Here is a 21,816-nt window from a genome sequence, read left to right as displayed (position 1 = left end):
TAAAATAAAATTAGCTGGGATTGAACCATTTAGTTTAATCCCAGCCCTGTAAATGATACTTAAATATTTTAATATATTTTACTATATCTCCTCAATTATTTAAGTATTAAAATTTTAGCCACTCTGTATATTCTTCATATAAATCATCAAATACGGCTAATGAAACTGTATAGTCTCCTCGAGTTTCAATATATTCAGAAAGTATATGAAAATCTTTTTCTTGTCTTGGGAAAGATAAGTCATCAAAAATTTCTTCTGCTAATTCGCCTTTTGCGTCACTACGGCCTCGTACCGTAAGTGCAAATTGATAAAATGAATGATCTTTCATTAGTTCATTGTTACATCAACGATTTTAGTTTCGCCTTTTGTAACTGTAGTTACATCAGAAACAGAAATTGAAGATGTATTATCAGAATTTGTAATAATGATTGGAGAAATAACGGACTTAGCATGTTCCTTAATGTAGTCTAAATCAAATTTAAGTAATGGATCTCCAACATTTACAGTGTCGCCACTTTCGACAAGGATATCAAAACCTTGGCCATCTAATTGAACAGTATCTAAACCGATATGAACAAGTAATTCTAATCCGTTATCAGCTTTAAGGCCAATAGCATGTTTTGTTGGGAAGACATTGTCTACTTTACCATCAATTGGTGAAACGACTTCTCCATTTGTTGGGTTAATACCGAAACCTTCACCCATCATTTTTTGAGCAAATACTGGGTCTGGTATGTCTTCAATTTTTACATATTCTCCAGAAAGTGGTGCATAAATAGCGCTATCTTTATTTACTTCTTTACCTTTACCGAATAATTTTTTAAACATATCTTGTTCGCTCCTTATTTTTCAAAATGTGGTATTAAATCTGCATAACCTAGTTCTTCTAGCTTGTCGAATGGTATGAATTGTACTGCAGCAGAATTAATGCAATATCTCAAGCCGCCACTTTCTTTTGGTCCATCATTAAATACATGGCCTAAATGACTATTTGCATCTTCTGAACGAACTTCCGTTCTTACCATGCCAAATGTTTTATCTACAAGTTCAATAATTTCTTCATTATCTAATGCTTTTGAAAAACTTGGCCAACCACAATCTGACTCAAATTTTTCTTCTGAAGTGAATAATGGCTTCCCAGAAATTTTGTCTACATAGATACCTTTATCAAAGTGATTCCAATATTCGTTTTGAAATGGAGGTTCAGTACCATTTTCTTGTGTAACTAAGTACTCCATTTCGTTTAAATCATTTTTATTTTTTTTAATCATTTTGTTTCCCCCAATGCTTTTCTATAAAACCTTTACGTCCTGAACCGCGTTGATATTGTTCATAATGTAGCGGGTTTTTTTTATAATAATCTTGATGATAAGATTCTGCAGGATAAAAGTTTTTATACGGTTTAATGGGCGTGATAACAGGATTATCAAATATTGCTTGCTCGTTTAATTGTTGTATCTTTGCTTCGGCAGCTTTTTTTTGTGTTTCATCATGATAAAAAATTGCTGGCTCGTAATGTTCACCACGATCAAAAAATTGACCGTCATTGTCTGTTGGATCAAATGTTTTAAAATAAACATCTAATATATTTTCGAAGGAAGTAATTTCCGGATTATAGGTGATTTGTACTGCTTCTACATGACCCGTTTGGTTAGTACTTACACTTTCATAATTAGGATTATCAGTATGACCACCACTATATCCAGAAATAACACTCTCTATACCTGGATATGAAGTGAATGGTTTAACTAAACACCAAAAACAACCTCCAGCTAATGTTGCATAAGCCATAATATACCTCCTAAGTCTATTTTGTCATAAAGTTACCATTATTTTAAGAGATACGCTATAAAATTGTTTATTTATTAATTAAGACATATTGTTTCAAGTATATTCATAGCGACCCTTTAATGGACTTATGATTTTAAAACTACGAGACCAATTGCACCTTGACCTGTATGTGTACTAATCACAGGTGTTGTTACATTTGTGTCGAACTGTGTAAAGTTGAATTCTTCTGAAAAATGTTTTTTAACTTTATCTACAAATTCAATAATATTTGCATGTGCAATTCCTATAGATTTTATATTTCTATCACCAATAAATGAACTAATTTCTTTCTTTAAAAATTGTACACTTGCATTTTGAGTTCTTGAATTGTGTATTAATTCGATTTTGCCATCTTCAAGTGTTCCAATTGGTTTGATTTTCATCATATTACCAATCAAACCTTTAGTTTTACTAATGCGACCACCTTTGATTAGTTGACTCAATTGACCTATTACAACATACAGTTTTATATTTTTTTGTAATTCAGTAATTTTAGATACGATATCTGTAGTGTCATATCCTTCGTTATTCCAGTCTACAATATGCTGTACTTGATAACCTAGCCCAAAAGAAATGGATTTAGAATCAATAACTGTTATCTTACTATCAGTCATTTGACTCGCCTGTAGCGCTGTTTGATATGTGCCACTTAAACCTGAAGTCATATGAATACTTATAATTTCAGAACCGTCTGCACCTAGTTCGTCATACATTTCAATAAATTTACCAATTGCGGGTTGGCTTGTTTTAACATCTGCATCTTCCTGCATTTTTTGAATATATGCTTCAGATGAAATATCTACTTGGTCTACATAGGCTTCGCCATTGATTGTTAAATTAAGTGGTATCACATGTATATCATTATCAGATAAATACTCGTGTGACAAATCAGATGTTGAATCGGTTACAATTTTCTTTTTCATCATAATTTCCTCCTATGAAGTTTCCTTACGTGTCAAATATAAAAAAGTGTGAGGAATTGTGTTCTTTTCATCAATTTCCCCCTTGACTGATGATTCAACTTCCCATTCTTTAAAAGTATATGGCGGGAAAAATGTATCGCCATTATATTTATCTTCTATCACAGTGATATACATATCATCAACTTTATCAATCATTTCTTCAAAGAGTGATTGACCACCAAAAATGAATACATGCCCTGGTAAGTTATAAATATCTTCCATAGAGTGTATGACATCTACACCTTCATGGTGGAATGATTTGTTTCTTGTTAAAACAACATTACGTCTATTAGGAAGTGGTTTCCCAATAGAATCAAATGTTGCACGTCCCATGACAAGCGTATTGCCCGTTGTTAAAGCTTTAACATGTTTTAAATCACTAGGTAAGTGCCAAGGTAATTGATTATTTACCCCGATGACACGTTGTTGGTCATGAGCTACTAGTATCGACAGTGTCATAATTTTCCTCCTAATAGTGAAATTCTAAATAAGTATTTATAAAGTTCATGGTCTTAATTATATAGTAAAAGGTTTATTAATTTAAATAAAAGCTTATGTTTTAAACTGCAATCGGTGCTTTAATAGCAGGATGAGATTCATAATCTACAATTTCTAAATCTTCATAATTTATATCGAAAATTGAAGCATCAGAATTAATTTTAAGTTTAGGTGGTTCAAAACTATCACGTGATAATTGTGTTTCTATTGCATCGATATGATTTGAGTAAATATGAGCATCACCAAAAGTATGCACAAATTCTCCGACTTCTAAACCACATTCTTTAGCTATTAAGTGCGTTAATAAACTATAACTTGCAATGTTAAATGGCACACCTAAGAATATATCAGCACTTCTCTGATATAATTGGCAACTCAATTTTCCATCTTGAACATAAAATTGGAACATCGTATGGCATGGTGGTAAAGCCATTGTATCAATTTCAGTTGGATTCCACGCAGAAATGATATGTCTACGAGAATTAGGGTTATTTTTAATTTGATTAATTACTGTTTTTAACTGATCGAAATGGTTACCTTGTTTATCTTCCCAATCGCGCCATTGTTTACCATAAACATTACCTAAATCACCGTATTTTGAAGCGAAATCATTATCATTTAATATTTGTTGCTTAAATTTCTGCATTTCTTCTTTATAAATTGCATTGAAAGCTTCGTCAGTTTGTGCTTTATGACCAAAATTAGTCATGTCTGGTCCATGATAATCAGATGAATTTACGTAATTTTCAAAAGCCCATTCATTCCAAATATTATTGTTGTATTGAAGTAAATATTTGATATTCGTATCACCTTTAATAAACCATAATAATTCAGTAGCGATTAATTTGAATGAAACTTTTTTTGTCGTCAGTAGAGGAAATCCTTTAGATAAATCAAATCTGAGTTGATGTCCAAATTTTGAAATTGTGCCGGTATTTGTGCGATCGTTTTTTTGTTTTCCTATCTCAAGAATTTCTTCACACAGATTATGGTAAGATTGGTCGAAACTATTTAACATAATAGCACACTCCTTTCAATTATATTTTTATTTAATCTTATTGGATATTAGCAACAATTAAAAGAATTTACTATAGATTGTGTAAAAAAGATTGTGTAAAAATATTGCATGTTAGGTAAATTATACAACATTTCAGTGTAAACGTTATAAAAGTAGCATTATTTTAAAAAATAAATGCCAACTTAGTCATATCTCAAGATTAAAAAATAGATACGTAGTAAGTTGGCATTTAAATATGTTTAATTAGTATTAATTTTAAACTGTATAAATTTATTTTACCGTTTCGAATTTATATAAGTTTACTTAATTAAGATAAGATGTATTTTTGACCATATTAACAATGTTCATCAAAGGCATCTTTGATATCCATGCATATATCTTGAATATCTCTGCCTTCAATGTGTTCGCGTGGGATAAAGTGTTTCAACTCTTGTCCTTTAAACAATGCATACGATGGGCTTGATGGTACTTGTTGAATGTAATTTCGCATCGTCTCAGTAGCTTCTTTATCTTGACCGGCAAAAACAGTCACTTTATTAGTTGGTTTTTTTTCATTTTGCTCTACAACAGTTACAGCAGCTGGTCTAGCTAAACCAGCTGCACATCCACACGTTGAATTGATTACAACGAATGTAGTGTCGTCTGTTGAAACGTTATTCATATAGTTCGTCACATCATCTGAAGTCTCTAAACTTTCAAAATCACGCCCGGTTAATTCGCTACGCATCTGTGTAGCAAGTTCGTTCATATATGCTTCATATGCATTCATTTCCAACACTCCTTAAAATCTAATAATAAATATTTTAACAATTATATTTTATTTCTGTTAGCAATTTGTTTCCAAACTGAGCCCAGAGCTTGATCTCCATTTTCAATTCTTTCAATCGCCATTTCGATTTGAAGTTTAACTTCATATGCTGAATCATTCTCGTGTGCATGTAAAGATTCTAATTGCTCTGGACCACCTTCGTCAAAAATGAACATCGCAGCTCTCCATCTAACAATTTTTTGTGGATCGTCTAATGCTTTTTCCATCTCTGGTAAGGCTTGTTTAAAACCTAAATCACTTAAACAGTCACCTGCAGTTCGTCTTACTGCTGGACTCTTATCGCGTAAACCTTTAAATAGATATGGCAGCACAGCCTTATCTTCTACCATTCCAAGTAAGACGATAGCTTCACGTCTTAAAGGTGTTTTCTCTTCTTCACTGACAGCATCTCCTAATAATGGGAAATCTTGTTCTGTTGGTGTTGGGAAAGCCTTCAACATTCTTAAACGTTCTTTCCAATCTTCTGTAGCTTGATAAGTTTCAAGTGACACATGCTGGTAATGCTTTTCAGGAATTACTACATCTGTGTTTAATGCATCTTGTACGAGTGTTTCTAATTTGTCATCGGGATAAATTGCTAATATCTCTTCAAAAACTTCTGACATAATTTCATCAAGTTCACCGTAACGAACTCCTAAATCTTCCCACTTGCGTTGAAAAACGATATTATCGTCGTCCTTCTGTGCTGCAAGCATGCTATCTACAAAAATTTCAGGTAATTGCTTACGTTTTTCTTCTGAATTAGTTGTTAGTTTTACTTGATAAGGAATGCCTTTAAATTTTAAAACTTCAGCCTTAACTTCTCCAAAATGTTCATCTGGCATAGGTTCTTCTAATTCTGCTACATCTTTATTTAATGTAGCAGTGACTTTAGGCAATAATGTTTCCCAGTCGTATTTTGGTTTTTTATCTATTGCAAGAAAATCCATAACATAAAATATAGATTTGATACCTTCTACGGCTAATACGTCATTGATAAAGTTGGGTTGGTCATCTTGGATGGTAGTATACGTATTTGATTTATTATCTTTTCTCTTATCATTTAGTACAATTTTCATCGTGTTAGGACTTGGCGTAGGTTCAACACGTACGATTTCCATTTAAGAACCTCCTTATTATATATTTTCTAATGTTTTGGTTACTCTTGGTAATAAGTCGTCCCAATTGGAATCAGATTTCTTATCAACGGATATGAAATTCATAGCTTGAAAAATAGACTTAATGCCTTCTAATTCAAGTATTGCATTGATAAAATCAGGTTGACCTTCTTTGACAGAAGTATACGTGTTAGGTTTATAGTCCTCACCTGATAATTGTAAAACGATTTTCATTGTATTTGGGTTTGGTGTTTGTGCTACCTCTACGATTTCCATTTAAAATTCCTCCTAATTATTGCAGCTCATTGCCTAATTGTTTAATTTCTTTCCCTACCGAACATTCTGATATGCAAAAATGGTGGGCATGTGTTTTTCCTTGAGTTTTATTAATGTGATGTTTAAGTAAGCATTTATTGCAATATGTGTTCATAAGATGATCTATTGCTTCTATTGCTTCTTTTTCAGAATAAGTTAGAATACTCGCCACTCTCCTGTTATTCTATAAGTAAAATGTCCCTAATAAATACATTAAATTTACAAGGATTTGACACTTAGAATCATTATATCATTTGTAACAATGTTTGTTTAATCTTAAAATTTATGCACAATTTTTATCTACATTTGGCAATGATTTTATTTAATTTGCTTGTATTTTTTGTTTTATTTGGTAAAATTATTTAGTTGTTTATTTTGCGGTTTCTAAACACCCGCATCAACAAAATTTAGGAGGCAAATAAATTGTTTAATGAAATATTTGGAGTAGTAACATTTTTAGTAACATTTCTTTTATTAGTAGCCATGTATAGATTGTTTGGTAAACATGGTCTGATTGCTTGGGTTGCAATAGGTACGATTATTGCAAACATTCAAGTGATTAAAACTGTAGATGTATTTACGATTTCTGCAACTTTGGGTAATGTCATGTTCGCTTCGATCTATCTTGCGACAGACATATTAAATGATATTTATGGTAGAAAAGTTGCAAAACGGGCAGTTTGGATAGGTTTTAGTTCTACCTTGGTTATGATTATTGTTATGCAAATGTCATTGCATTTCACACCATCGCCAATTGATAGTTCTCAACAAGCATTAGAAAGTATCTTTAACCTTGTTCCTAGAATTGCATTGGGATCTGTGATTGCTTACATTATCGGCCAACATTTAGACGTATTATTATTTAGTTTAATAAAAAAACTTTTTAGTTCAGATAAAACGTTTATTATTAGAGCATACGGCAGTACAATCATCAGTAATATTATTGATACTGCACTATTTGTATCGATTGCATTTATCGGTTCTATGCCAAATGCTGCAGTTTTTGAAATCTTTATAACTACTTACTTATTGAAAGTGATATCAACGATATTTAATGTTCCTTTTGGTTATTGGGCTAAATCAATGTACCGCAAGGGTAAAATAAACAAACTAGATGAAGGTTACTAAAAAACTCTAGGATTGGTTAACTACCAGTCCTAGAGTTTTTATTATTTAATGTTTGAGTGATTTGGTCTTTTAGAAAATTGAAAGTCCTATATCCATCACTATCAAGGAAATGACCTTCGTGTGACACATGTAATGTTTCCGTCTTTAATTCATGAGACAATCTGTCGGTTGCATCAATATTGACAATTGGGTCATGGCTACCGGCAATCGTTACGATGTGCTGTGCATTAATCTTACGGAAATCAATCTGAGTTTGTAATATATAGTGATCAAGTTCTGGTAAATTTGTTAATTGCTCATTAAATCCAGAAACGAGAAATAGGCCTTTAATATTCGGAGCGTGTTTAAGCTTAGAAAAATAATCAAGTATAGTTATTACACCTAAACTATGTGCAACAATGATGGTTTCTGCATTTAGCTTATTTTCTAAACTATTTTGTATAGCTGTTATCCATTCATCTAAATTGGGTTGGTTTGTATTCGGTAAATACACGATTTCCGTAGAATAACCAAACTGCTTCATTTCGGCAGCTAACCACTGAAACCAATGGCTTTTAGTAGTTGCTTGATAACCGTGTATAATAAACATATTTTTCAAATATATCAACGTCCTTTCAAATCCGACTCATTTAGTATGGATAATTAAAAGTATAAGCTATATCATATAATTTCACAAGAAATTTAATGTCGTGTAAATAGTATATATGTGCTTGGTTTGATAAAATAAAATAAACATAAATGATAGATAAAGGTGGAAATTATGGCAAAAATTTACTTTGATGCTGCTACAGCTGGTAATCCTGGCGTAAGCGCATGTGCAGTCGTGTTAGTAATTGACGATGAGCGCTTTCACTATACAAAAGATTTAGGTGTTATGGATAATCATAGTGCTGAATGGGCATCTTTAATATTTTCTTTGGAATGTGCTGTTAAACATGATATATCCACAGCTTTAGTGTTTACAGATTCGAAACTTATAGAGGATAGTATTAATAAAGGTAGCGTTAAAAATGAAAAATTCAAACTTTATTATGATAAGATGTTAGTGTTAGAACAGCATTTCGAATTGTTTTTCGTTAGATGGGTACCTAGAAACCAAAACAAAGAGGCAAATCATCATGCTAAAAATGAACTTTATAAAATAACAAAGCAAAATAAAAAATAAGTACCTTACTAGTAATTTACTAAAAATGAAGAAAGCGGACATATGAAATCAAAGTAAAAACTTTGAATTTATATGTCCGCTTTGTATAAAGTTTATAAGTCTTAGTCACATGTATTTGAGTTAACTAAAATGAGTAGCTAGATATTTACCAGATACATATAACTCGTGTTCGTTACATATATTTAAAACTTTTGTTATTTCAGTACCAAATGCCATATCATCTAATAAGTCATTTGTATTTAAAGGAACTTCTGTATGGATTTTTGCTAAGGTTTTTGAAAGTTTAAGATTGTCCATATCGGTTTCTATTTTATTACGCTGACCAGGTGTTAATTGTTCTAAAGAAGAAATAACAGATTCAACTGAACCGTGATTTTGAATTAGTTTGATTGCTGTTTTTTCTCCGATACCTTTTACTCCAGGATATCCGTCCGCAGTGTCGCCCATAAATGCTTTAACGTCTACAAGTTGTGAAGGGTTCAAACCATATTCACTTTGGAATCTATTTAATGTGTAACGATTGTAGATATTAAATCCCTTTTTGGTTAACCAAATCTCAACATTTGGATTAATACATTGTAAAATATCTCTATCCCCTGTCACGATATAAACTTGGTTTTGTTCAGAATAGGCTTCTGCTAAAGTACCAATGACATCATCTGCTTCAAAATTTTGGACTCCTATATTAACAAAACCGAATTGGTTAGAGACTTCTTTGACGTAATCGAATTGTGGTATCAGTTCGTCTGGGGGTGCAGGACGATTTTGCTTGTAACCATCGAACATATCGTTTCTAAAAGTAGATTTCCCCATATCCCAACATACAGCTACATGTGTTGGTTGAATTTCGTTTATTGCAGTAAAGACATGGCGTACAAACCCTTGAACACCATTTGTTGGTGTTCCCGAAGAGTTTCTCATAAATTGTTTGTGCAGACTTGTGGCAAAGAAATGGCGAAATAGTAAAGCCATGCCATCAATTAATAATATTTTTTTGGACATAAAAGTACCTCTTCCTCTAATTACATATATGGTTTTAAATTATTATTTGTTTCTTGTAGTTGTTGAATAAATGCATCGTCAACTTCAAAAGATAAAAGTTCCTTAATTTTGCTATGTGCATCATTTTCAAATTGATTAAATTTATCTTCAGCATTACTTTGCATTTGCACAACTGTTTCGTTAACAGCTTGTCTTAAATTAGCAATACAAGGTGCTAATAAATTAATCGTTTCTTGTGTTATTTGTTCTTGAATTGTGCTTTGCGTTTTAGGCTGTAAGATATTCTTTTTAGAAAGTGATTTTGGTAATGCGTCAATCATTTGAGTTAAATCGATTTTTAAGTAAGGATTATCTAACTCAATTTCACTTTTATCAAATTCAGGTTCTATAAACACGTGCAACTGTTGTAACTTTTGTTTTAATGGTGCAATTTCAGTGTGTAATTGTTCATGGAAATATTTTTTTATACGTTCTACAAGCAGTGATTGCTCTAGATATAATCGCTGGTGAATTTGATCTAAGTATAATTTTGTTGATTGACGTTTTTCCTCATTGAAATTCGTGTTTTTAGTCATTTGTCCATTATAGATAGATTTAACTTCATCTAATAATTGTAATTTTAATCGTTCATTTAAATGATAGATTTGATCGTCTACTTCATTTGATGTTCGTTGTTCAGCGATTTGAAGTAGATTGTTTTTGAAAATTGTTGTTTTATCATAACTTTGTAATTTTTGATTACGTTGGTTGATTTCTGCTTTATCATTATGAAATGCTTCAATCATTTGTTCATATGCTTCAGAAATATGGTGAAGTTGACCCAACATTTGTTTTTGTAGGATATTTTTGGATTCAACTTGAACAAAATGTTCAATACTCTTCTTAAGTCTTTCGATACCAATGTCGTTTGTTTTTAATGCTTCTCTACTTGAAACTGCGAAGATGTCTGAATCCATATTAACTTGAGTTAAAGCATCTCCTACGTATTCAATAACCGCATTTAAATCTTCCTCTGTCTCTGCTAAATCTGTTGCATTAATTATCATTTTAAATGCTTGGTTTTCGTTTAATTGGTTCATTGCTTTCATATGTTCAATAAAGCGTTTGTCATTATCTGTAAATGAATGGTTAAAGTAACTAACATACAAAATTAAATCAGCTGATGTTAATACTTTTTCAGTTTCATTAGTATGACGTTGATTATTAGAGTGCAGTCCTAGTGAATCTACTATAATTTTATCTTTTAACCAATCTACAGGTAATTTTAAATGAACAGTATTAACAAATGTAGCATACTCGTCTTCTGCGCTCCATTTTTTAATTTCATCTTGGTCGATTGTGTGTATTAAACCATTTTTAAGCATGTCTTGATACATGCCATAATGTTTCTCTACTGCATTCACAAAAGCTAGCTTATTTTTTTCTAGTGATGCTTTTAATTTATTGGTATTTTTATTTAAAAGTGCCTCGATACTATCAAATGTAATATTTTCCACTTCAAAAACTTGGTTTATTTCTTCTAAAAGTTGTTCGGCCGATTTTAACGTAATTTGGCTTTCGTGACCGTATGTTAGTTCTGTCATAGCTGCTGTTGTAGGGTTCGGTGAACTTACTAAATAATTATCACCTAATAAAGCATTAATTAAACTACTTTTACCAGCACTAAACGTCCCGAACACACCAATTTTGACTATTTTGTTATCTAGTCGAGTAAGTGTGTCATCTATATTTTGTTTGCTCTGTTCGAACAACGGTACATCTTTAATAATTTCAAGCGCATGCTTAATATTTTGTGTTTTATCTTCTTGGTTTGGTTCTATAGAAGTTTCTGTTTTCGAATGATTAACGGATTTTACTTTATTTACTTTTGGTGTGTAAGTGATTTCTTTTCTATCTATAAGTTTATCGAGAGAGTCATCTATGTGAATGTAATAATGTAAGTAATTTTGTGTCTCAAGTGATTCCCTTAGATTACGCATTTCCATAAATTTTTCATAATCATTATAGTCATCTTCTTGCTCTATACCAATATCATTTGCTTGAGCATGATTGATAGCTTCTTTGAACAATGGATCAGATGATTTGCCGATATACTGTTTAAGAGATTTCATTAAATCATCACAAAATGTTAATACATACTGATTGCTAATGGTAATCTGTGTTTGATATAAATCAGTTATTAATGATTCTGGGATTTCATAATGTTGATTTAATATAGCTTCATTTATTTCAGAATCATTTATAAAGCGAGTTAAAAATGACATATCTTCTCTAAGTGGTTGTCTGATCTCTTGGTTAACTTTTTCTTGTAATTGCGCAAGTGCTTGATTTAATCTACGCTGTTGTTCCTCTTGTGTTTTTTTCTTTTTATTAAAAAGTCCGCCAACTGTGAAGTCTTTAGTACGGCTTTCTAAATATATTCGAATCGTTTCTCTTGTATCGTGTGTCATTATATAAGCATTATCGATAATTGCTTGTCTTTTTTGTTTTAAAAATTCATACAACTCATTGGGGTTGTTTAATAGCTTTGCTTCTTCGCTAACCTGCTGGTGTTGTTTGAAATTGATATAAGCTTGTTCAAAGTCCGCCTCGAAAATATCCAATTTATCTAAAAGATCTTGGATTTCGTATTTAATATAGGATAATTGTTCTTCTGTGATGAATTTTACGATTCGATTAACATAATCCTCAATTGTTTCACGATTGTTATCTTTTTCTACGAGATATTTTGAAAGTGCTTCGATTTCATTATGTGTATGACTAAATTTAGAAACATAAAAAGTTTTATCTAAATCGATTTCCCATTCTGCTATTGATTTTTCAACACGTGATTTAAATGTGTCGAAACTGATTTCGTCTTCATTATGCTTATCAATTTGGTTAATTACAAACACGACTGGAACACCTGCTTGATTCAGTTGTTTCATAAATTGAAAATTTAAAGCAGATTGGACGTGATTATAATCTACTGTATAGAAGAGGACGTTGCTGGTATACATAAACTCTTCTGTACTAGATTGGTGGCTAGATACATTAGAGTCGACTCCAGGTGTGTCTTGTAATGTAAATCCTTTGCGAAATTTATCAGACGGGAATTTAATTTCCACAGATTCCACATCGAAATTTTCGCGATTCATTTTTTTTACATCATCGTAATTATTTAATAATGTATATTGTTTATTACTTAGATTTGCAATAATTCCTGGCTGCTCTGCGACAGAAACAATTGCGGTATTACTAGTTGTAGGCACGGGAGAACTTGGTAATATCGTTTCTTCTAGTAGTAAATTGATTAATGTGGATTTTCCTGCTGAAAAATGACCTACAAAAGTAGCAGTATATTGTTCTAAAAACACTTTTTTAATTACTTGATTGATAATATGGACTAATCTACCATTTTTAGATTTTTCTACTTCTTTTTTTAATTTATATAAAATATCGAGTTGCTCAGTATTAGACATGTTTCGTATCCCCTTTATTACTTATATGTAATTACTACTTATTGTATAACAAATCGTTACTTGTCTAAAGTAAGTATTTTAAAATAAGTTGTTAGAAATTGAAAATACTACCATTTAATTAAAGATGTTATAGGTACAAGTTGTATAATCCTTTAATATTTTTTGAATTTCAAAATTTAAAATTCAATGATATGACGTATTAGAAATGCTTTTTTGCTGAATTGACTTCGTCATATTTCTCTAATATTTGTAATTGTTTTCTCTATATTTACAAAAGCCAGCCCGAGGCAACTATTGATGTCTCGGACTGGCTTTTAATATGTTAATTTTAAATCAATTATTTCCATCTTGGTTTATCGAAATTTGTATTTGGTTTATTTATACCAATGTTTTCATTTAAATATAGTTCTGGATTCTTGGCAATTTGTACTGCTACTGCAGCTACACTTTTTCTAGATACTTCAGTCCCATTAAATGGTTGATCTTTTTTAGTGATTTCGTAATCAATTTCGTTTATATCAGTTAACCAAGCTGGTCTGAATATTGTATAATCAAGACCGGATTGTTCAATTATGTCTGCAGCTTTTTTATAGACTGGTAATGATTCGCTAATTTGAGTTTGTACCCACTCACCAAATTTACCTGGGATTTCATTGTAGATACCAAGTGATGTAACAAATACAAGTCGTTTTACTTTATTTGCATCCATGGCTTCGACAATTGTTTGTGCCTCTTTATCTAAATTACCGGATAATGAGGCGAAAACAATATCAACATCTTCCATTGCATTAGTAACATCATCTAAATTTGTGGCATCGCCTTCACGAACTCGTATACGATCTGAGGCGTAGTCAGGTAATCTGTTTGCATCTCTTAAAAATAATCTTAAGGTATATGTTGTATTTTCTAAAAATGAGTTGATAGCTGCTTTAGAAATCGCACCATTAGCTCCTAGTATCAATACTCTTGTCATCTAATCACTCCTGTACATTTTAGTTATTATACGAGACCTTATTTTTCTCTTATTATTTAATAGTGTTATGTATAGTATAATTATTTTTTCTAAATAATTCACTTCTTATGTTTACACTCACAATATTATAGTTATCCTATTTTTAGTTAAGTAAACGTGAAAGTAGAATTGTCAAAAGCTATAAATTATATTTTCAAAAAATAAAAACCCTAGTTCAAGGACGGTTTACACACATAAATGTAATACGATGTCCTTGCGCTAGAGACATTATTTTATAGTTAATTTAATTTATCACTGGGTTTTTATCTTTTTTGATTTTTACATATTGTGAAATGCTATAAATTATAATACCCACCCAAATAAAGATAAATGTAATGAGTTGATCTAAATCAAATGGCTCTTTGAATAGGAAGATGCCAATTAAAAACATTAAAGTAGGTCCGATATATTGTATGAAGCCAGTTAATGATAACGGTATGCGTCTGGCACCGGCTGAGAACAATATAAGTGGAACTGCTGTAACGGCTCCTGAGAATAACAACCAAAAAGAAGAAACGTTCATACCAAATGTAAGTCCACCGTGATGCCATATATACCATAAATAGATAAATCCAGCAGGCGCTGTTACAATACATTCGATAGTTATACTGCTTATAGCATCTATAGGAACAAGTTTTTTAATCAATCCATAGATTCCAAATGAACCTGCTAACAATAAAGAAATACCAGGAAATACCCCTATTTTCAATGTCATATATAACACACCTACAACAGCAAGCCCTATGGCAATCCATTCAAGTTTATTGAATCGCTCCTTTAAAAATATTAATGCAAGTAAAATACTTACAAGTGGATTTATGTAGTAACCTAAACTGGATTGTAACACGTGTCCATTTGTAACAGCCCATATGAATGTGCCCCAATTAATTGTTATCACATAGCCAGCTGCAATAATCGCAATGAGTTGTATTGGATTCGTAAATAGTCGTTGAATATCTCGTTTAAATGGCGCAGTATTTTTAGTAAGGGTAACGATAAATAGCATAAAAATCATTGAAAGTACAATTCGAAATGCTAATATTTCAAATGCTCCTATATCGTCAATTAATCCCCAATAAATGGGTAGTATTCCCCATAAGAAATATGCTCCAAAAGCAAAGATAATTCCTTTTTTAAATTCTGTATTCAATTGTAACACCTCTTTCTAATAATCAAGACATGAGAAAAATTTACTTGCGAGGTTTTTTCTCTCCCCAATATTGATAATAAGTACATTCAATATAACCATTAAATAATTTTCTGCGTTTTGTTGCTTTCTTATTAACTAAAAATTCGAATTCAGTATTGCTTGTAAGAACGTAAGTTGATATTTGTGGATGATTTTGCATAAGTGATCCAATATAACGATACATTTCTTCGACTTTATCTCTATCACCTATACGTTCGCCGTATGGTGGGTTACCAATTAATGCATATGGTTTTTCATCGTCTAAAGTTAATGTGTTAACGTCTTTAACATTAAATTGAATAATATCAGCGAGACCAACCTCTTCAGCATTTCTGCGCGCTATTTCAATCATTTCTGGATCTATATCATAGGCATATATTTCTAGCTCACGATCATAATTTGCTTGTTGATCGGCTTCGTCTCTCATTTCGTCATATAAACTATCTGGCATAATATCCCATTTTTCTGATACAAAATCACGATTGAAACCAGGAGCGATGTTTTGAGCGATTAAACAAGCTTCAATTGCGATTGTCCCCGACCCACAAAATGGATCAACCAAAGGCGTGTCACCTGTCCAGTTAGCTAGGCGGATTAAACTTGCTGCTAGTGTTTCTTTAATTGGAGCTTCACCTTGTGCCAAACGATAGCCACGTTTATTTAAGCCTGAACCAGAAGTATCTATAGTTAACAGTGCATTATCTTTTAAAATAGCCACTTCAACTGGATATTTTGCTCCATTTTCACTTAACCACCCACGTTCTTGATAAGCGTGCTTTAAGCGCTCTACAATTGCTTTCTTAACGATAGCTTGACAGTCAGGCACACTATATAATGTTGATTTAACACTACGACCTTGTACAGGGAAGTTACCGTTTTGTTCAATCAATGTTTCCCAAGGCAATGCTTTTGTCTTTTCAAATAGTTCCTCAAAAGTTGTAGTTTTAAATTGTCCAACTACTATTTTGATTCTGTCGGCTGTGCGTAACCATAAGTTACATTTAACAATTGCAGTTTCATCGCCTTCAAAGAAGATTTTGCCATTTTCGACAGTTGTTTCATAACCTAACTCTTGAATTTCTTTGGCTACAACTGCTTCTAATCCCATTGGACATACAGCTAATAATTGATACATTGTTTTGCTCCTTCTTATTAAAGATTTTATTTTATTTTATCAAAAGTTATTTTAAATAGATATGACATTGCATCAAGTTCTATAGTGAACTGATGATTATTTCAATTCATTTTAACCAATTAAAAAAGCTCTCCTATATTGGGAGAGCTTGGGTCTAGTGATGATATTTCTGTAAGCCATGTTTTGTACCATTGTACTGCGAACGTGTACTAGAAACACTCGTACGCTGGTGGTAACCATCTGTCTACATACTATCTAAAGTATGCCTTAAATATACGTTGAATTCCGCTAAATAAGTGCTCCTACCTAATTTGGATTGCTCACTCGAGGGGTTTACCGCGTTCCACCTTTTATATTTCTATAAAAGCTACGTCACTGTGGCACTTTCAAACTAATCTAACCGTATCCTAAGACTTAGGTTATTTCATTGCCGTCAACTTAATGCCTTGACTTATTGTTTCATCAAGCACGAACACTACAATCATCTCAGATTGTGTGAGCATGGACTTTCCTCTATATCGCTATAGCGATTACCCGAAACACCATCCCAAGAAGTATATCATTATTTTAGTTGTTAAACAAATAAAATAAGATAAGTTTTGAAAAAATCAAAACTTATCTTTATGTAGATGATATGAAATCTACGCTAATAACATTTCATCAGCACAATGCACGTGTATGTTATTTTCCGAAAACTGCTTTTTCTAGATTAGATATTCGTTTTAGAATATCTACATTGTTATTGTTGTTATTATTGTTATTACTTTTAGTTGTTGCATTACTGTTTGAAGAGAAATTTTTATTTTCTTGTGGTCTCGATGTAGCAACACGTAAACGTAACTCTTCTAATTCTTTTTTTAGTTTATTGTTTTCTTCTGAAAGTTTTACAACTTCATTATCTAAATCTGCCATCTTTTGATAATCTGCTATAATATCGTCTAAGAAGGCATCTACTTCTTCTCTTCTATAGCCACGAGTCATAGTTTTTTCAAAATCTTTTTCATAAATATCTTTTGCTGATAATTTTAATGAAACATCTGACATTTTTTCCACCTCATTCAAAACTTTGTTCTTGAGACCACTGTAAGTCGTTGATGAACTCAGTTAATTCATCGAACGTCACAATATCACAAGTATAATTTGTTTTTTCCATAAAATCAACTAACATGTGCTTAAAGAACTTAGGACTAGCTTCTTGCTCTTCATCGTAAATTAAAAGTGTCTGATCTGTATGATCTAACATGAATTGATCCGTTTGTTTAAACTGATGTGGGCCTTCATATGGTGCATGGAACACACTGTCAACGAAGTCTGCTTTTTGTGTAATGTTATTATACTTAGCTTGATTCTGTTCGTTCCACCTTTCACTATGTCCATAAAAAGGCGTTATTATACCTAATTTTAGATCAGGATGGCTCGCCTTCAACTCAAGAACCACTTCTGCCGTCCATAATTCTATGCCCATCTGTCCTTGTATTAATACCCACTCTAACCCTTCTTCAATCAACTGATTTAATTTATGTTCGATAAATTTCTTTAAATAGCTAACCTCTGGTGCATCATCTTTGAATATGTTGAGTTCAAATGATTTATAGCCAGTAACATAAATTGTTTTCATCATAAGCAAAACTCGTTTCTTTGAATATAACTTAAATCATATTGTACAGCTTTTAATTTTTCTGTGAACAATTTTCGGCTTGTACGCTTGAAATGGCATTCAACTGAAAGTGACTCGATATTTGAAATTAAAAGGTCGAACTTCTTTTTGTTCATATACTGTAATTGAAGGATTTGTGATTCTCGGTTCAAAAGTGTGTTTAAGCGTTGGTCTATCCCAGTGGTAAACGGTACAACAGTAGAATAAAAGTCATAATCTTCTCCTGATGCTTTCACGGATTCATACCTTTCTTGCATTAACAAAACATCATTTAATAGTTGTGTAACAATTTGTTGCATTGAGACTGCCCCCTACACTTCAAATTTACCATAAAATTGATTTTCAGTCATTTTTTAAAGAGTCGCCTAACATTTACCTTATATTACTATAATATTTTGTTTCAAATATTGTTTAATTGGGCAAAGCACGTTAAAATGTATGTGATGTATTTGTAAATACATTGGTTCAAATTTCATAGTTTGGAAAAAATTGCTGTACTCATGTATAATGGAGCAAGTTTTTGATTTCCAAACTAAAGTGGTGAAAATAAATGAATTACCCAAATGGAAAGCCATTTAATGGAAATAAGTCTCAAGACGGACGAACTCATCAGGGGAAAACTAGTAAAATTGATTACGGTGGCAGAGGTATGTCGCTAGAAAACGATATAGAATTGTCGAATACTTATTATTTGAATCATGGTATAGCTGTAATACATAAGAAACCTACACCTGTTCAAATAGTAAATGTTCACTATCCGATGAGAAGTAAAGCTGTTATAAATGAGGCTTATTTCAGAACGCCGTCGACCACCGACTATAACGGTATTTATAATGGCCGATATCTAGACTTTGAAGCGAAAGAAACGAAAAATAAAACGTCCTTTCCTTTAAATAACATGCATGATCATCAAGTGAAACACATGGATGCCTGTTATAAACAAAACGGAATTGTCTTTTTATTAATTCGTTTTAAATCGCTCGATGAAGTTTATTTGCTTCCATATTCTAATTTCAAAATGTTTTGGGAAAGACACATTAACGAAATTAAAAAGTCGATAACGGTTGAAGAAATAAGAAAAAATGGTTACTATATTCCTTATCAGTATCAACCACGATTGAATTATCTCAAAACAGTTGATAAGTTGATATTAGATGAAAGTGAGGACCGCGTATGACGGAGAAAAAGAAGACTTCCCAGTCTAACAGTAAGAATGGAAAGTCTGAGCAAAAACAGAATAGGAATATAAAACGAACGATAATTAAGATAATTGGTTTTCTAATTATTGCATTTATCGTTTTAGCATTAATTGGTATCTTGTTATTTGCGTATTATGCTTGGAAAGCACCAGCATTTACGGAATCAAAATTACAAGACCCTATTCCAGCAAAGATTTATGATAAAGATGGCGACTTGGTTAAGACGTTAGATAATGGACAGCGACGCGAACACGTTAATTTAGATGAGGTTCCGAAAACGATGAAAGAAGCGGTATTAGCTACTGAAGATAATCGTTTCTATGATCATGGCGCGTTAGACTATAAACGGCTGTTCGGTGCAGTTGCTAAAAACGTAACCGGTGGTTTTGGAGCTGAAGGTGCTTCGACGTTGACACAACAAGTTGTTAAACGTTCATTTTTAACCGATCAAAAATCAATAGCACGTAAAGCACAAGAAGCATATTTGTCTTATAGATTAGAGCAAGAGTACAGTAAAGATGAAATATTCGAAATGTACTTAAACAAAATCTACTATTCTGACGGTGTTTATGGTGTTAAAGCCGCTGCTAAATACTATTTCAACAAAGATTTGAAAGATTTAAATTTAGCTGAATCCGCTTATCTTGCTGGTTTACCACAGGTGCCAAATACTTATAACATCTACGAACATCCAAAAGAAGCAGAATCACGAAAAAACACTGTTCTTTATTTAATGGAATATCATAATAGAATTACAAAAGAACAGAAAGAAAAAGCTCAAAATACTTCTGTTGAAGATAACCTAGTTCAACGTTCTTCTGAAGAACGTGAAGTAAGTGAAGATAACTCAAATCCAGAATATGATTCATATATTAACTTTGTAAAATCTGAACTTATGAACAACAAAGAGTTTAAAGACCAAGATTTAGGATCTGTATTAAATAGTGGTATTAAGATTTATACTAATATGGATAAAAATGTTCAACAAACATTACAAGACCGTATTAATAACGGTAGCTATTACAAAAATGATGATCAACAAGTAGGATCTTCTATTGTAGATAGTGAAAATGGAGGCCTAGTTGCTATATCAGGCGGTAGAAATTATAAAGATATCGTAGATAGAAACTTAGCGACTGACGCACACCCTACCGGTTCATCACTTAAACCATTCTTAGCATATGGTCCAGCAATTGAGAATATGTCATGGGCGACAAACCATGCAATTCAAGATGAGGAAGCATATCAAGTAGATGGCGTTACTTTCAGAAACTATGATACAGAAAGCCATGGTAAAGTTAAACTTTATGACGCACTTCGTCAAAGTTTCAACATTCCAGCACTTAAAGCATGGCAGTCCACTAAAGAAAACGCTGGTAATGATGCACCTAAAGACTTTGCTAAAAATGTAGGTCTTGACTATGAAGGAGATATTGGTCCATCTGAAGTGCTAGGTGGTTCAGCATCCGAATTCTCACCTACCCAATTAGCTTCTGCCTTTGCAGCAATTGCAAATGGTGGCGAATACAATAACGCCCATTCAATTAAAAAAGTCGAAAAACAAAACGGCGAAACTATTGAATATGACCATACAAGTAAAAAAGCAATGAAAGATTCAACTTCTTACATGTTAGCTGAAGTATTAAAAGGTACATTTGAAGCATACGGTTCAGCTTATGGCCATAATATTTCTGGCGTTAACATAGCTGCAAAAACTGGTACAGGTACTTATGGTGGTGAAACTTATCAACAATACAACTTACCAGATAATGCTGCTAAAGATGTTTGGATTAACGGATTTACACCAAAATACAGTATGTCTGTATGGATGGGATTCAGTGAAGTTAAACAAGGTGGTACAAACTCCTTTGTTGGCCATGAAGAACAAGAATACCCACAATATCTGTTAGAAGATGTTATGGATAACATTTCACCACGAGATGGTAAAGACTTCAATAAACCTGATTCAGTAAGTGGAGATTCGAAAGATTCATTATCTGTTAAAGGTAGTCCAGATGACAATACAACATCGAATAAACCTCAAGGACAAGGTGGAGGCAGCAGTTCTTCATCAAGTTCAAATAGCAGTGATAGTTCTAGTAGTTCATCAAATAGTACAAACGGTCAAAGTGCCGCAAGATAGTACTTAATTAAATACAGTGAGCCTTAGACGAAGGTAAATTAATATTATTAATTTAAAAATGATTAATATCCCCATGTCTAAGATTTTAAACACACTCGACGCTAAGTATAGCGCTGAGTGTGTTTTTTATTTTGATTATTCATAACGATATTTTTTTCCTAGATAAAAAAAGCACG

General features: G+C 32.1%; 24 protein-coding genes and 1 other RNA gene. 4 read left to right on the top strand and 21 right to left on the bottom strand.

What is annotated here, in order from left to right:
• Positions 1 to 106: 106 nt before the first annotated feature.
• The 11 genes from ACSUE0_RS04515 to ACSUE0_RS04465 all read right to left on the bottom strand — a co-directional run bounded on the left by ACSUE0_RS04515 (position 107) and on the right by ACSUE0_RS04465 (position 6,721).
• Positions 107 to 328 carry a YozE family protein gene (locus ACSUE0_RS04515; protein WP_436956265.1) on the bottom strand — a complete coding sequence of 74 codons (222 nt, stop codon included), beginning with the start codon at positions 326 to 328 and terminating at the stop codon, positions 107 to 109.
• On the bottom strand, positions 328 to 828 hold the full coding sequence (locus ACSUE0_RS04510; protein ID WP_017724472.1) for a PTS sugar transporter subunit IIA: 501 nt from the start codon (positions 826 to 828) through the stop codon (positions 328 to 330). The genes ACSUE0_RS04515 and ACSUE0_RS04510 overlap by 1 nt, the downstream gene beginning before the upstream one ends.
• 14 nt (positions 829 to 842) lie before the next feature.
• Entirely contained in the window at positions 843 to 1,271 is a 429-nt protein-coding gene (gene msrB / locus ACSUE0_RS04505) for a peptide-methionine (R)-S-oxide reductase MsrB (protein ID WP_017724473.1), read from the bottom strand.
• Positions 1,264 to 1,791 (bottom strand): peptide-methionine (S)-S-oxide reductase MsrA, encoded by a 528-nt coding sequence (gene msrA, locus ACSUE0_RS04500; protein WP_436956262.1) that lies wholly within the window; start codon positions 1,789 to 1,791, stop codon positions 1,264 to 1,266. The genes msrB and msrA overlap by 8 nt, the downstream gene beginning before the upstream one ends.
• 125 nt (positions 1,792 to 1,916) lie before the next feature.
• Positions 1,917 to 2,756, bottom strand: a complete 840-nt coding sequence (locus ACSUE0_RS04495) for a DegV family protein (protein ID WP_119615144.1) — start codon at positions 2,754 to 2,756, stop codon at positions 1,917 to 1,919.
• A 9-nt stretch (positions 2,757 to 2,765) separates the two neighbouring features.
• A complete protein-coding gene (locus ACSUE0_RS04490; protein ID WP_436956260.1) occupies positions 2,766 to 3,251 on the bottom strand; it encodes a dihydrofolate reductase in 486 nt (161 codons plus the stop codon).
• Positions 3,252 to 3,351: 100 nt separating this feature from the next.
• A complete protein-coding gene (locus tag ACSUE0_RS04485) occupies positions 3,352 to 4,308 on the bottom strand; it encodes a thymidylate synthase (protein ID WP_436956258.1) in 957 nt (318 codons plus the stop codon).
• Between the two features lie 334 nt (positions 4,309 to 4,642).
• Positions 4,643 to 5,077: a bacilliredoxin BrxA gene (brxA, locus tag ACSUE0_RS04480; protein WP_119614942.1), complete on the bottom strand. Its 435-nt coding sequence runs from the start codon at positions 5,075 to 5,077 to the stop codon at positions 4,643 to 4,645.
• Between the two features lie 41 nt (positions 5,078 to 5,118).
• Positions 5,119 to 6,237 carry a conserved virulence factor C family protein gene (locus ACSUE0_RS04475; RefSeq protein WP_436956256.1) on the bottom strand — a complete coding sequence of 373 codons (1,119 nt, stop codon included), beginning with the start codon at positions 6,235 to 6,237 and terminating at the stop codon, positions 5,119 to 5,121.
• A gap of 15 nt (positions 6,238 to 6,252) precedes the next feature.
• Positions 6,253 to 6,510: a NifU N-terminal domain-containing protein gene (locus ACSUE0_RS04470; RefSeq protein ID WP_119614944.1), complete on the bottom strand. Its 258-nt coding sequence runs from the start codon at positions 6,508 to 6,510 to the stop codon at positions 6,253 to 6,255.
• A 16-nt stretch (positions 6,511 to 6,526) separates the two neighbouring features.
• Positions 6,527 to 6,721 carry a zinc-finger domain-containing protein gene (locus ACSUE0_RS04465; protein ID WP_119614945.1) on the bottom strand — a complete coding sequence of 65 codons (195 nt, stop codon included), beginning with the start codon at positions 6,719 to 6,721 and terminating at the stop codon, positions 6,527 to 6,529.
• A 251-nt stretch (positions 6,722 to 6,972) separates the two neighbouring features.
• Between ACSUE0_RS04465 and ACSUE0_RS04460 the strand changes: the two genes are divergently transcribed.
• Positions 6,973 to 7,677 (top strand): queuosine precursor transporter, encoded by a 705-nt coding sequence (locus ACSUE0_RS04460; RefSeq protein ID WP_107556252.1) that lies wholly within the window; start codon positions 6,973 to 6,975, stop codon positions 7,675 to 7,677.
• Positions 7,678 to 7,693: 16 nt separating this feature from the next.
• Here ACSUE0_RS04460 and ACSUE0_RS04455 read toward each other — a convergent pair whose 3' ends face one another.
• Entirely contained in the window at positions 7,694 to 8,266 is a 573-nt protein-coding gene (locus tag ACSUE0_RS04455) for an RBBP9/YdeN family alpha/beta hydrolase (protein WP_343237131.1), read from the bottom strand.
• A 171-nt stretch (positions 8,267 to 8,437) separates the two neighbouring features.
• Between ACSUE0_RS04455 and ACSUE0_RS04450 the strand changes: the two genes are divergently transcribed.
• Positions 8,438 to 8,842 (top strand): ribonuclease HI family protein, encoded by a 405-nt coding sequence (locus ACSUE0_RS04450; protein WP_436956253.1) that lies wholly within the window; start codon positions 8,438 to 8,440, stop codon positions 8,840 to 8,842.
• Between the two features lie 120 nt (positions 8,843 to 8,962).
• Here the strand turns inward: ACSUE0_RS04450 and ACSUE0_RS04445 are convergent, their stop codons facing one another.
• The 9 genes from ACSUE0_RS04445 to ACSUE0_RS04405 form a co-directional block, all read right to left on the bottom strand.
• Positions 8,963 to 9,844, bottom strand: coding sequence for a 5'-3' exonuclease (locus ACSUE0_RS04445; protein WP_119614948.1), 882 nt, complete (start codon positions 9,842 to 9,844; stop codon positions 8,963 to 8,965).
• Positions 9,845 to 9,864: 20 nt separating this feature from the next.
• Positions 9,865 to 13,305, bottom strand: a complete 3,441-nt coding sequence (locus tag ACSUE0_RS04440) for a dynamin family protein (RefSeq protein ID WP_436956251.1) — start codon at positions 13,303 to 13,305, stop codon at positions 9,865 to 9,867.
• A 337-nt stretch (positions 13,306 to 13,642) separates the two neighbouring features.
• Positions 13,643 to 14,278, bottom strand: a complete 636-nt coding sequence (locus ACSUE0_RS04435) for an SDR family oxidoreductase (RefSeq protein WP_119614771.1) — start codon at positions 14,276 to 14,278, stop codon at positions 13,643 to 13,645.
• Between the two features lie 283 nt (positions 14,279 to 14,561).
• Entirely contained in the window at positions 14,562 to 15,467 is a 906-nt protein-coding gene (gene rarD, locus ACSUE0_RS04430) for an EamA family transporter RarD (protein WP_119614772.1), read from the bottom strand.
• A gap of 40 nt (positions 15,468 to 15,507) precedes the next feature.
• The gene (locus ACSUE0_RS04425; RefSeq protein WP_017724489.1) at positions 15,508 to 16,641 is read right to left on the bottom strand and encodes a THUMP domain-containing class I SAM-dependent RNA methyltransferase; all 1,134 of its coding nucleotides are present in this window, start codon (positions 16,639 to 16,641) and stop codon (positions 15,508 to 15,510) included.
• Positions 16,642 to 16,808: 167 nt separating this feature from the next.
• Positions 16,809 to 17,183: RNase P RNA component class B (rnpB, locus tag ACSUE0_RS04420), an RNA gene on the bottom strand.
• Between the two features lie 139 nt (positions 17,184 to 17,322).
• Positions 17,323 to 17,685 carry a DivIVA domain-containing protein gene (locus ACSUE0_RS04415; protein ID WP_017724491.1) on the bottom strand — a complete coding sequence of 121 codons (363 nt, stop codon included), beginning with the start codon at positions 17,683 to 17,685 and terminating at the stop codon, positions 17,323 to 17,325.
• Between the two features lie 10 nt (positions 17,686 to 17,695).
• Positions 17,696 to 18,262: a DUF1273 domain-containing protein gene (locus ACSUE0_RS04410; RefSeq protein ID WP_119614774.1), complete on the bottom strand. Its 567-nt coding sequence runs from the start codon at positions 18,260 to 18,262 to the stop codon at positions 17,696 to 17,698.
• Positions 18,259 to 18,597, bottom strand: coding sequence for a DUF1798 family protein (locus ACSUE0_RS04405; RefSeq protein ID WP_119614775.1), 339 nt, complete (start codon positions 18,595 to 18,597; stop codon positions 18,259 to 18,261). The genes ACSUE0_RS04410 and ACSUE0_RS04405 overlap by 4 nt, the downstream gene beginning before the upstream one ends.
• Positions 18,598 to 18,848: 251 nt before the next feature.
• On the opposite strand from ACSUE0_RS04405, the gene recU reads away from it, so the two are divergent.
• Together recU and ACSUE0_RS04395 are read left to right on the top strand one after the other, a co-directional pair.
• Complete coding sequence (gene recU / locus ACSUE0_RS04400) at positions 18,849 to 19,475, top strand: Holliday junction resolvase RecU (protein WP_436956247.1); 627 nt, start codon at positions 18,849 to 18,851, stop codon at positions 19,473 to 19,475.
• Complete coding sequence (locus ACSUE0_RS04395) at positions 19,472 to 21,640, top strand: transglycosylase domain-containing protein (RefSeq protein WP_119614776.1); 2,169 nt, start codon at positions 19,472 to 19,474, stop codon at positions 21,638 to 21,640. Before recU ends, ACSUE0_RS04395 begins: the two co-directional genes overlap by 4 nt.
• The last annotated feature ends 176 nt before the right edge of the window (positions 21,641 to 21,816 follow it).

Source organism: Staphylococcus sp. AS1337, from assembly GCF_051408735.1.
Classification (GTDB): domain Bacteria; phylum Bacillota; class Bacilli; order Staphylococcales; family Staphylococcaceae; genus Staphylococcus; species Staphylococcus xylosus_B.
This window is presented reverse-complemented; position numbering and strand designations above follow the sequence as displayed.

What these genes read in the sequence shown, in the direction of transcription:
- ACSUE0_RS04515 (WP_436956265.1), bottom strand. Translation starts at nt 328, where the DNA reads ATGAAAGATCATTCATTTTATCAATTTGCACTTACGGTACGAGGCCGT.
- ACSUE0_RS04495 (WP_119615144.1), bottom strand. Translation starts at nt 2,756, where the DNA reads ATGATGAAAAAGAAAATTGTAACCGATTCAACATCTGATTTGTCACAC.
- ACSUE0_RS04410 (WP_119614774.1), bottom strand. Translation starts at nt 18,262, where the DNA reads ATGATGAAAACAATTTATGTTACTGGCTATAAATCATTTGAACTCAAC.
- ACSUE0_RS04450 (WP_436956253.1), top strand. Translation starts at nt 8,438, where the DNA reads ATGGCAAAAATTTACTTTGATGCTGCTACAGCTGGTAATCCTGGCGTA.
- recU (WP_436956247.1), top strand. Translation starts at nt 18,849, where the DNA reads ATGAATTACCCAAATGGAAAGCCATTTAATGGAAATAAGTCTCAAGAC.
- ACSUE0_RS04440 (WP_436956251.1), bottom strand. Translation starts at nt 13,305, where the DNA reads ATGTCTAATACTGAGCAACTCGATATTTTATATAAATTAAAAAAAGAA.
- ACSUE0_RS04435 (WP_119614771.1), bottom strand. Translation starts at nt 14,278, where the DNA reads ATGACAAGAGTATTGATACTAGGAGCTAATGGTGCGATTTCTAAAGCA.
- ACSUE0_RS04490 (WP_436956260.1), bottom strand. Translation starts at nt 3,251, where the DNA reads ATGACACTGTCGATACTAGTAGCTCATGACCAACAACGTGTCATCGGG.
- brxA (WP_119614942.1), bottom strand. Translation starts at nt 5,077, where the DNA reads ATGAATGCATATGAAGCATATATGAACGAACTTGCTACACAGATGCGT.
- ACSUE0_RS04475 (WP_436956256.1), bottom strand. Translation starts at nt 6,237, where the DNA reads ATGGAAATCGTACGTGTTGAACCTACGCCAAGTCCTAACACGATGAAA.
- ACSUE0_RS04415 (WP_017724491.1), bottom strand. Translation starts at nt 17,685, where the DNA reads ATGTCAGATGTTTCATTAAAATTATCAGCAAAAGATATTTATGAAAAA.
- ACSUE0_RS04455 (WP_343237131.1), bottom strand. Translation starts at nt 8,266, where the DNA reads ATGTTTATTATACACGGTTATCAAGCAACTACTAAAAGCCATTGGTTT.
- ACSUE0_RS04425 (WP_017724489.1), bottom strand. Translation starts at nt 16,641, where the DNA reads ATGTATCAATTATTAGCTGTATGTCCAATGGGATTAGAAGCAGTTGTA.
- ACSUE0_RS04395 (WP_119614776.1), top strand. Translation starts at nt 19,472, where the DNA reads ATGACGGAGAAAAAGAAGACTTCCCAGTCTAACAGTAAGAATGGAAAG.
- ACSUE0_RS04405 (WP_119614775.1), bottom strand. Translation starts at nt 18,597, where the DNA reads ATGCAACAAATTGTTACACAACTATTAAATGATGTTTTGTTAATGCAA.
- msrB (WP_017724473.1), bottom strand. Translation starts at nt 1,271, where the DNA reads ATGATTAAAAAAAATAAAAATGATTTAAACGAAATGGAGTACTTAGTT.
- msrA (WP_436956262.1), bottom strand. Translation starts at nt 1,791, where the DNA reads ATGGCTTATGCAACATTAGCTGGAGGTTGTTTTTGGTGTTTAGTTAAA.
- ACSUE0_RS04445 (WP_119614948.1), bottom strand. Translation starts at nt 9,844, where the DNA reads ATGTCCAAAAAAATATTATTAATTGATGGCATGGCTTTACTATTTCGC.
- ACSUE0_RS04485 (WP_436956258.1), bottom strand. Translation starts at nt 4,308, where the DNA reads ATGTTAAATAGTTTCGACCAATCTTACCATAATCTGTGTGAAGAAATT.
- ACSUE0_RS04470 (WP_119614944.1), bottom strand. Translation starts at nt 6,510, where the DNA reads ATGGAAATCGTAGAGGTAGCACAAACACCAAACCCAAATACAATGAAA.
- ACSUE0_RS04510 (WP_017724472.1), bottom strand. Translation starts at nt 828, where the DNA reads ATGTTTAAAAAATTATTCGGTAAAGGTAAAGAAGTAAATAAAGATAGC.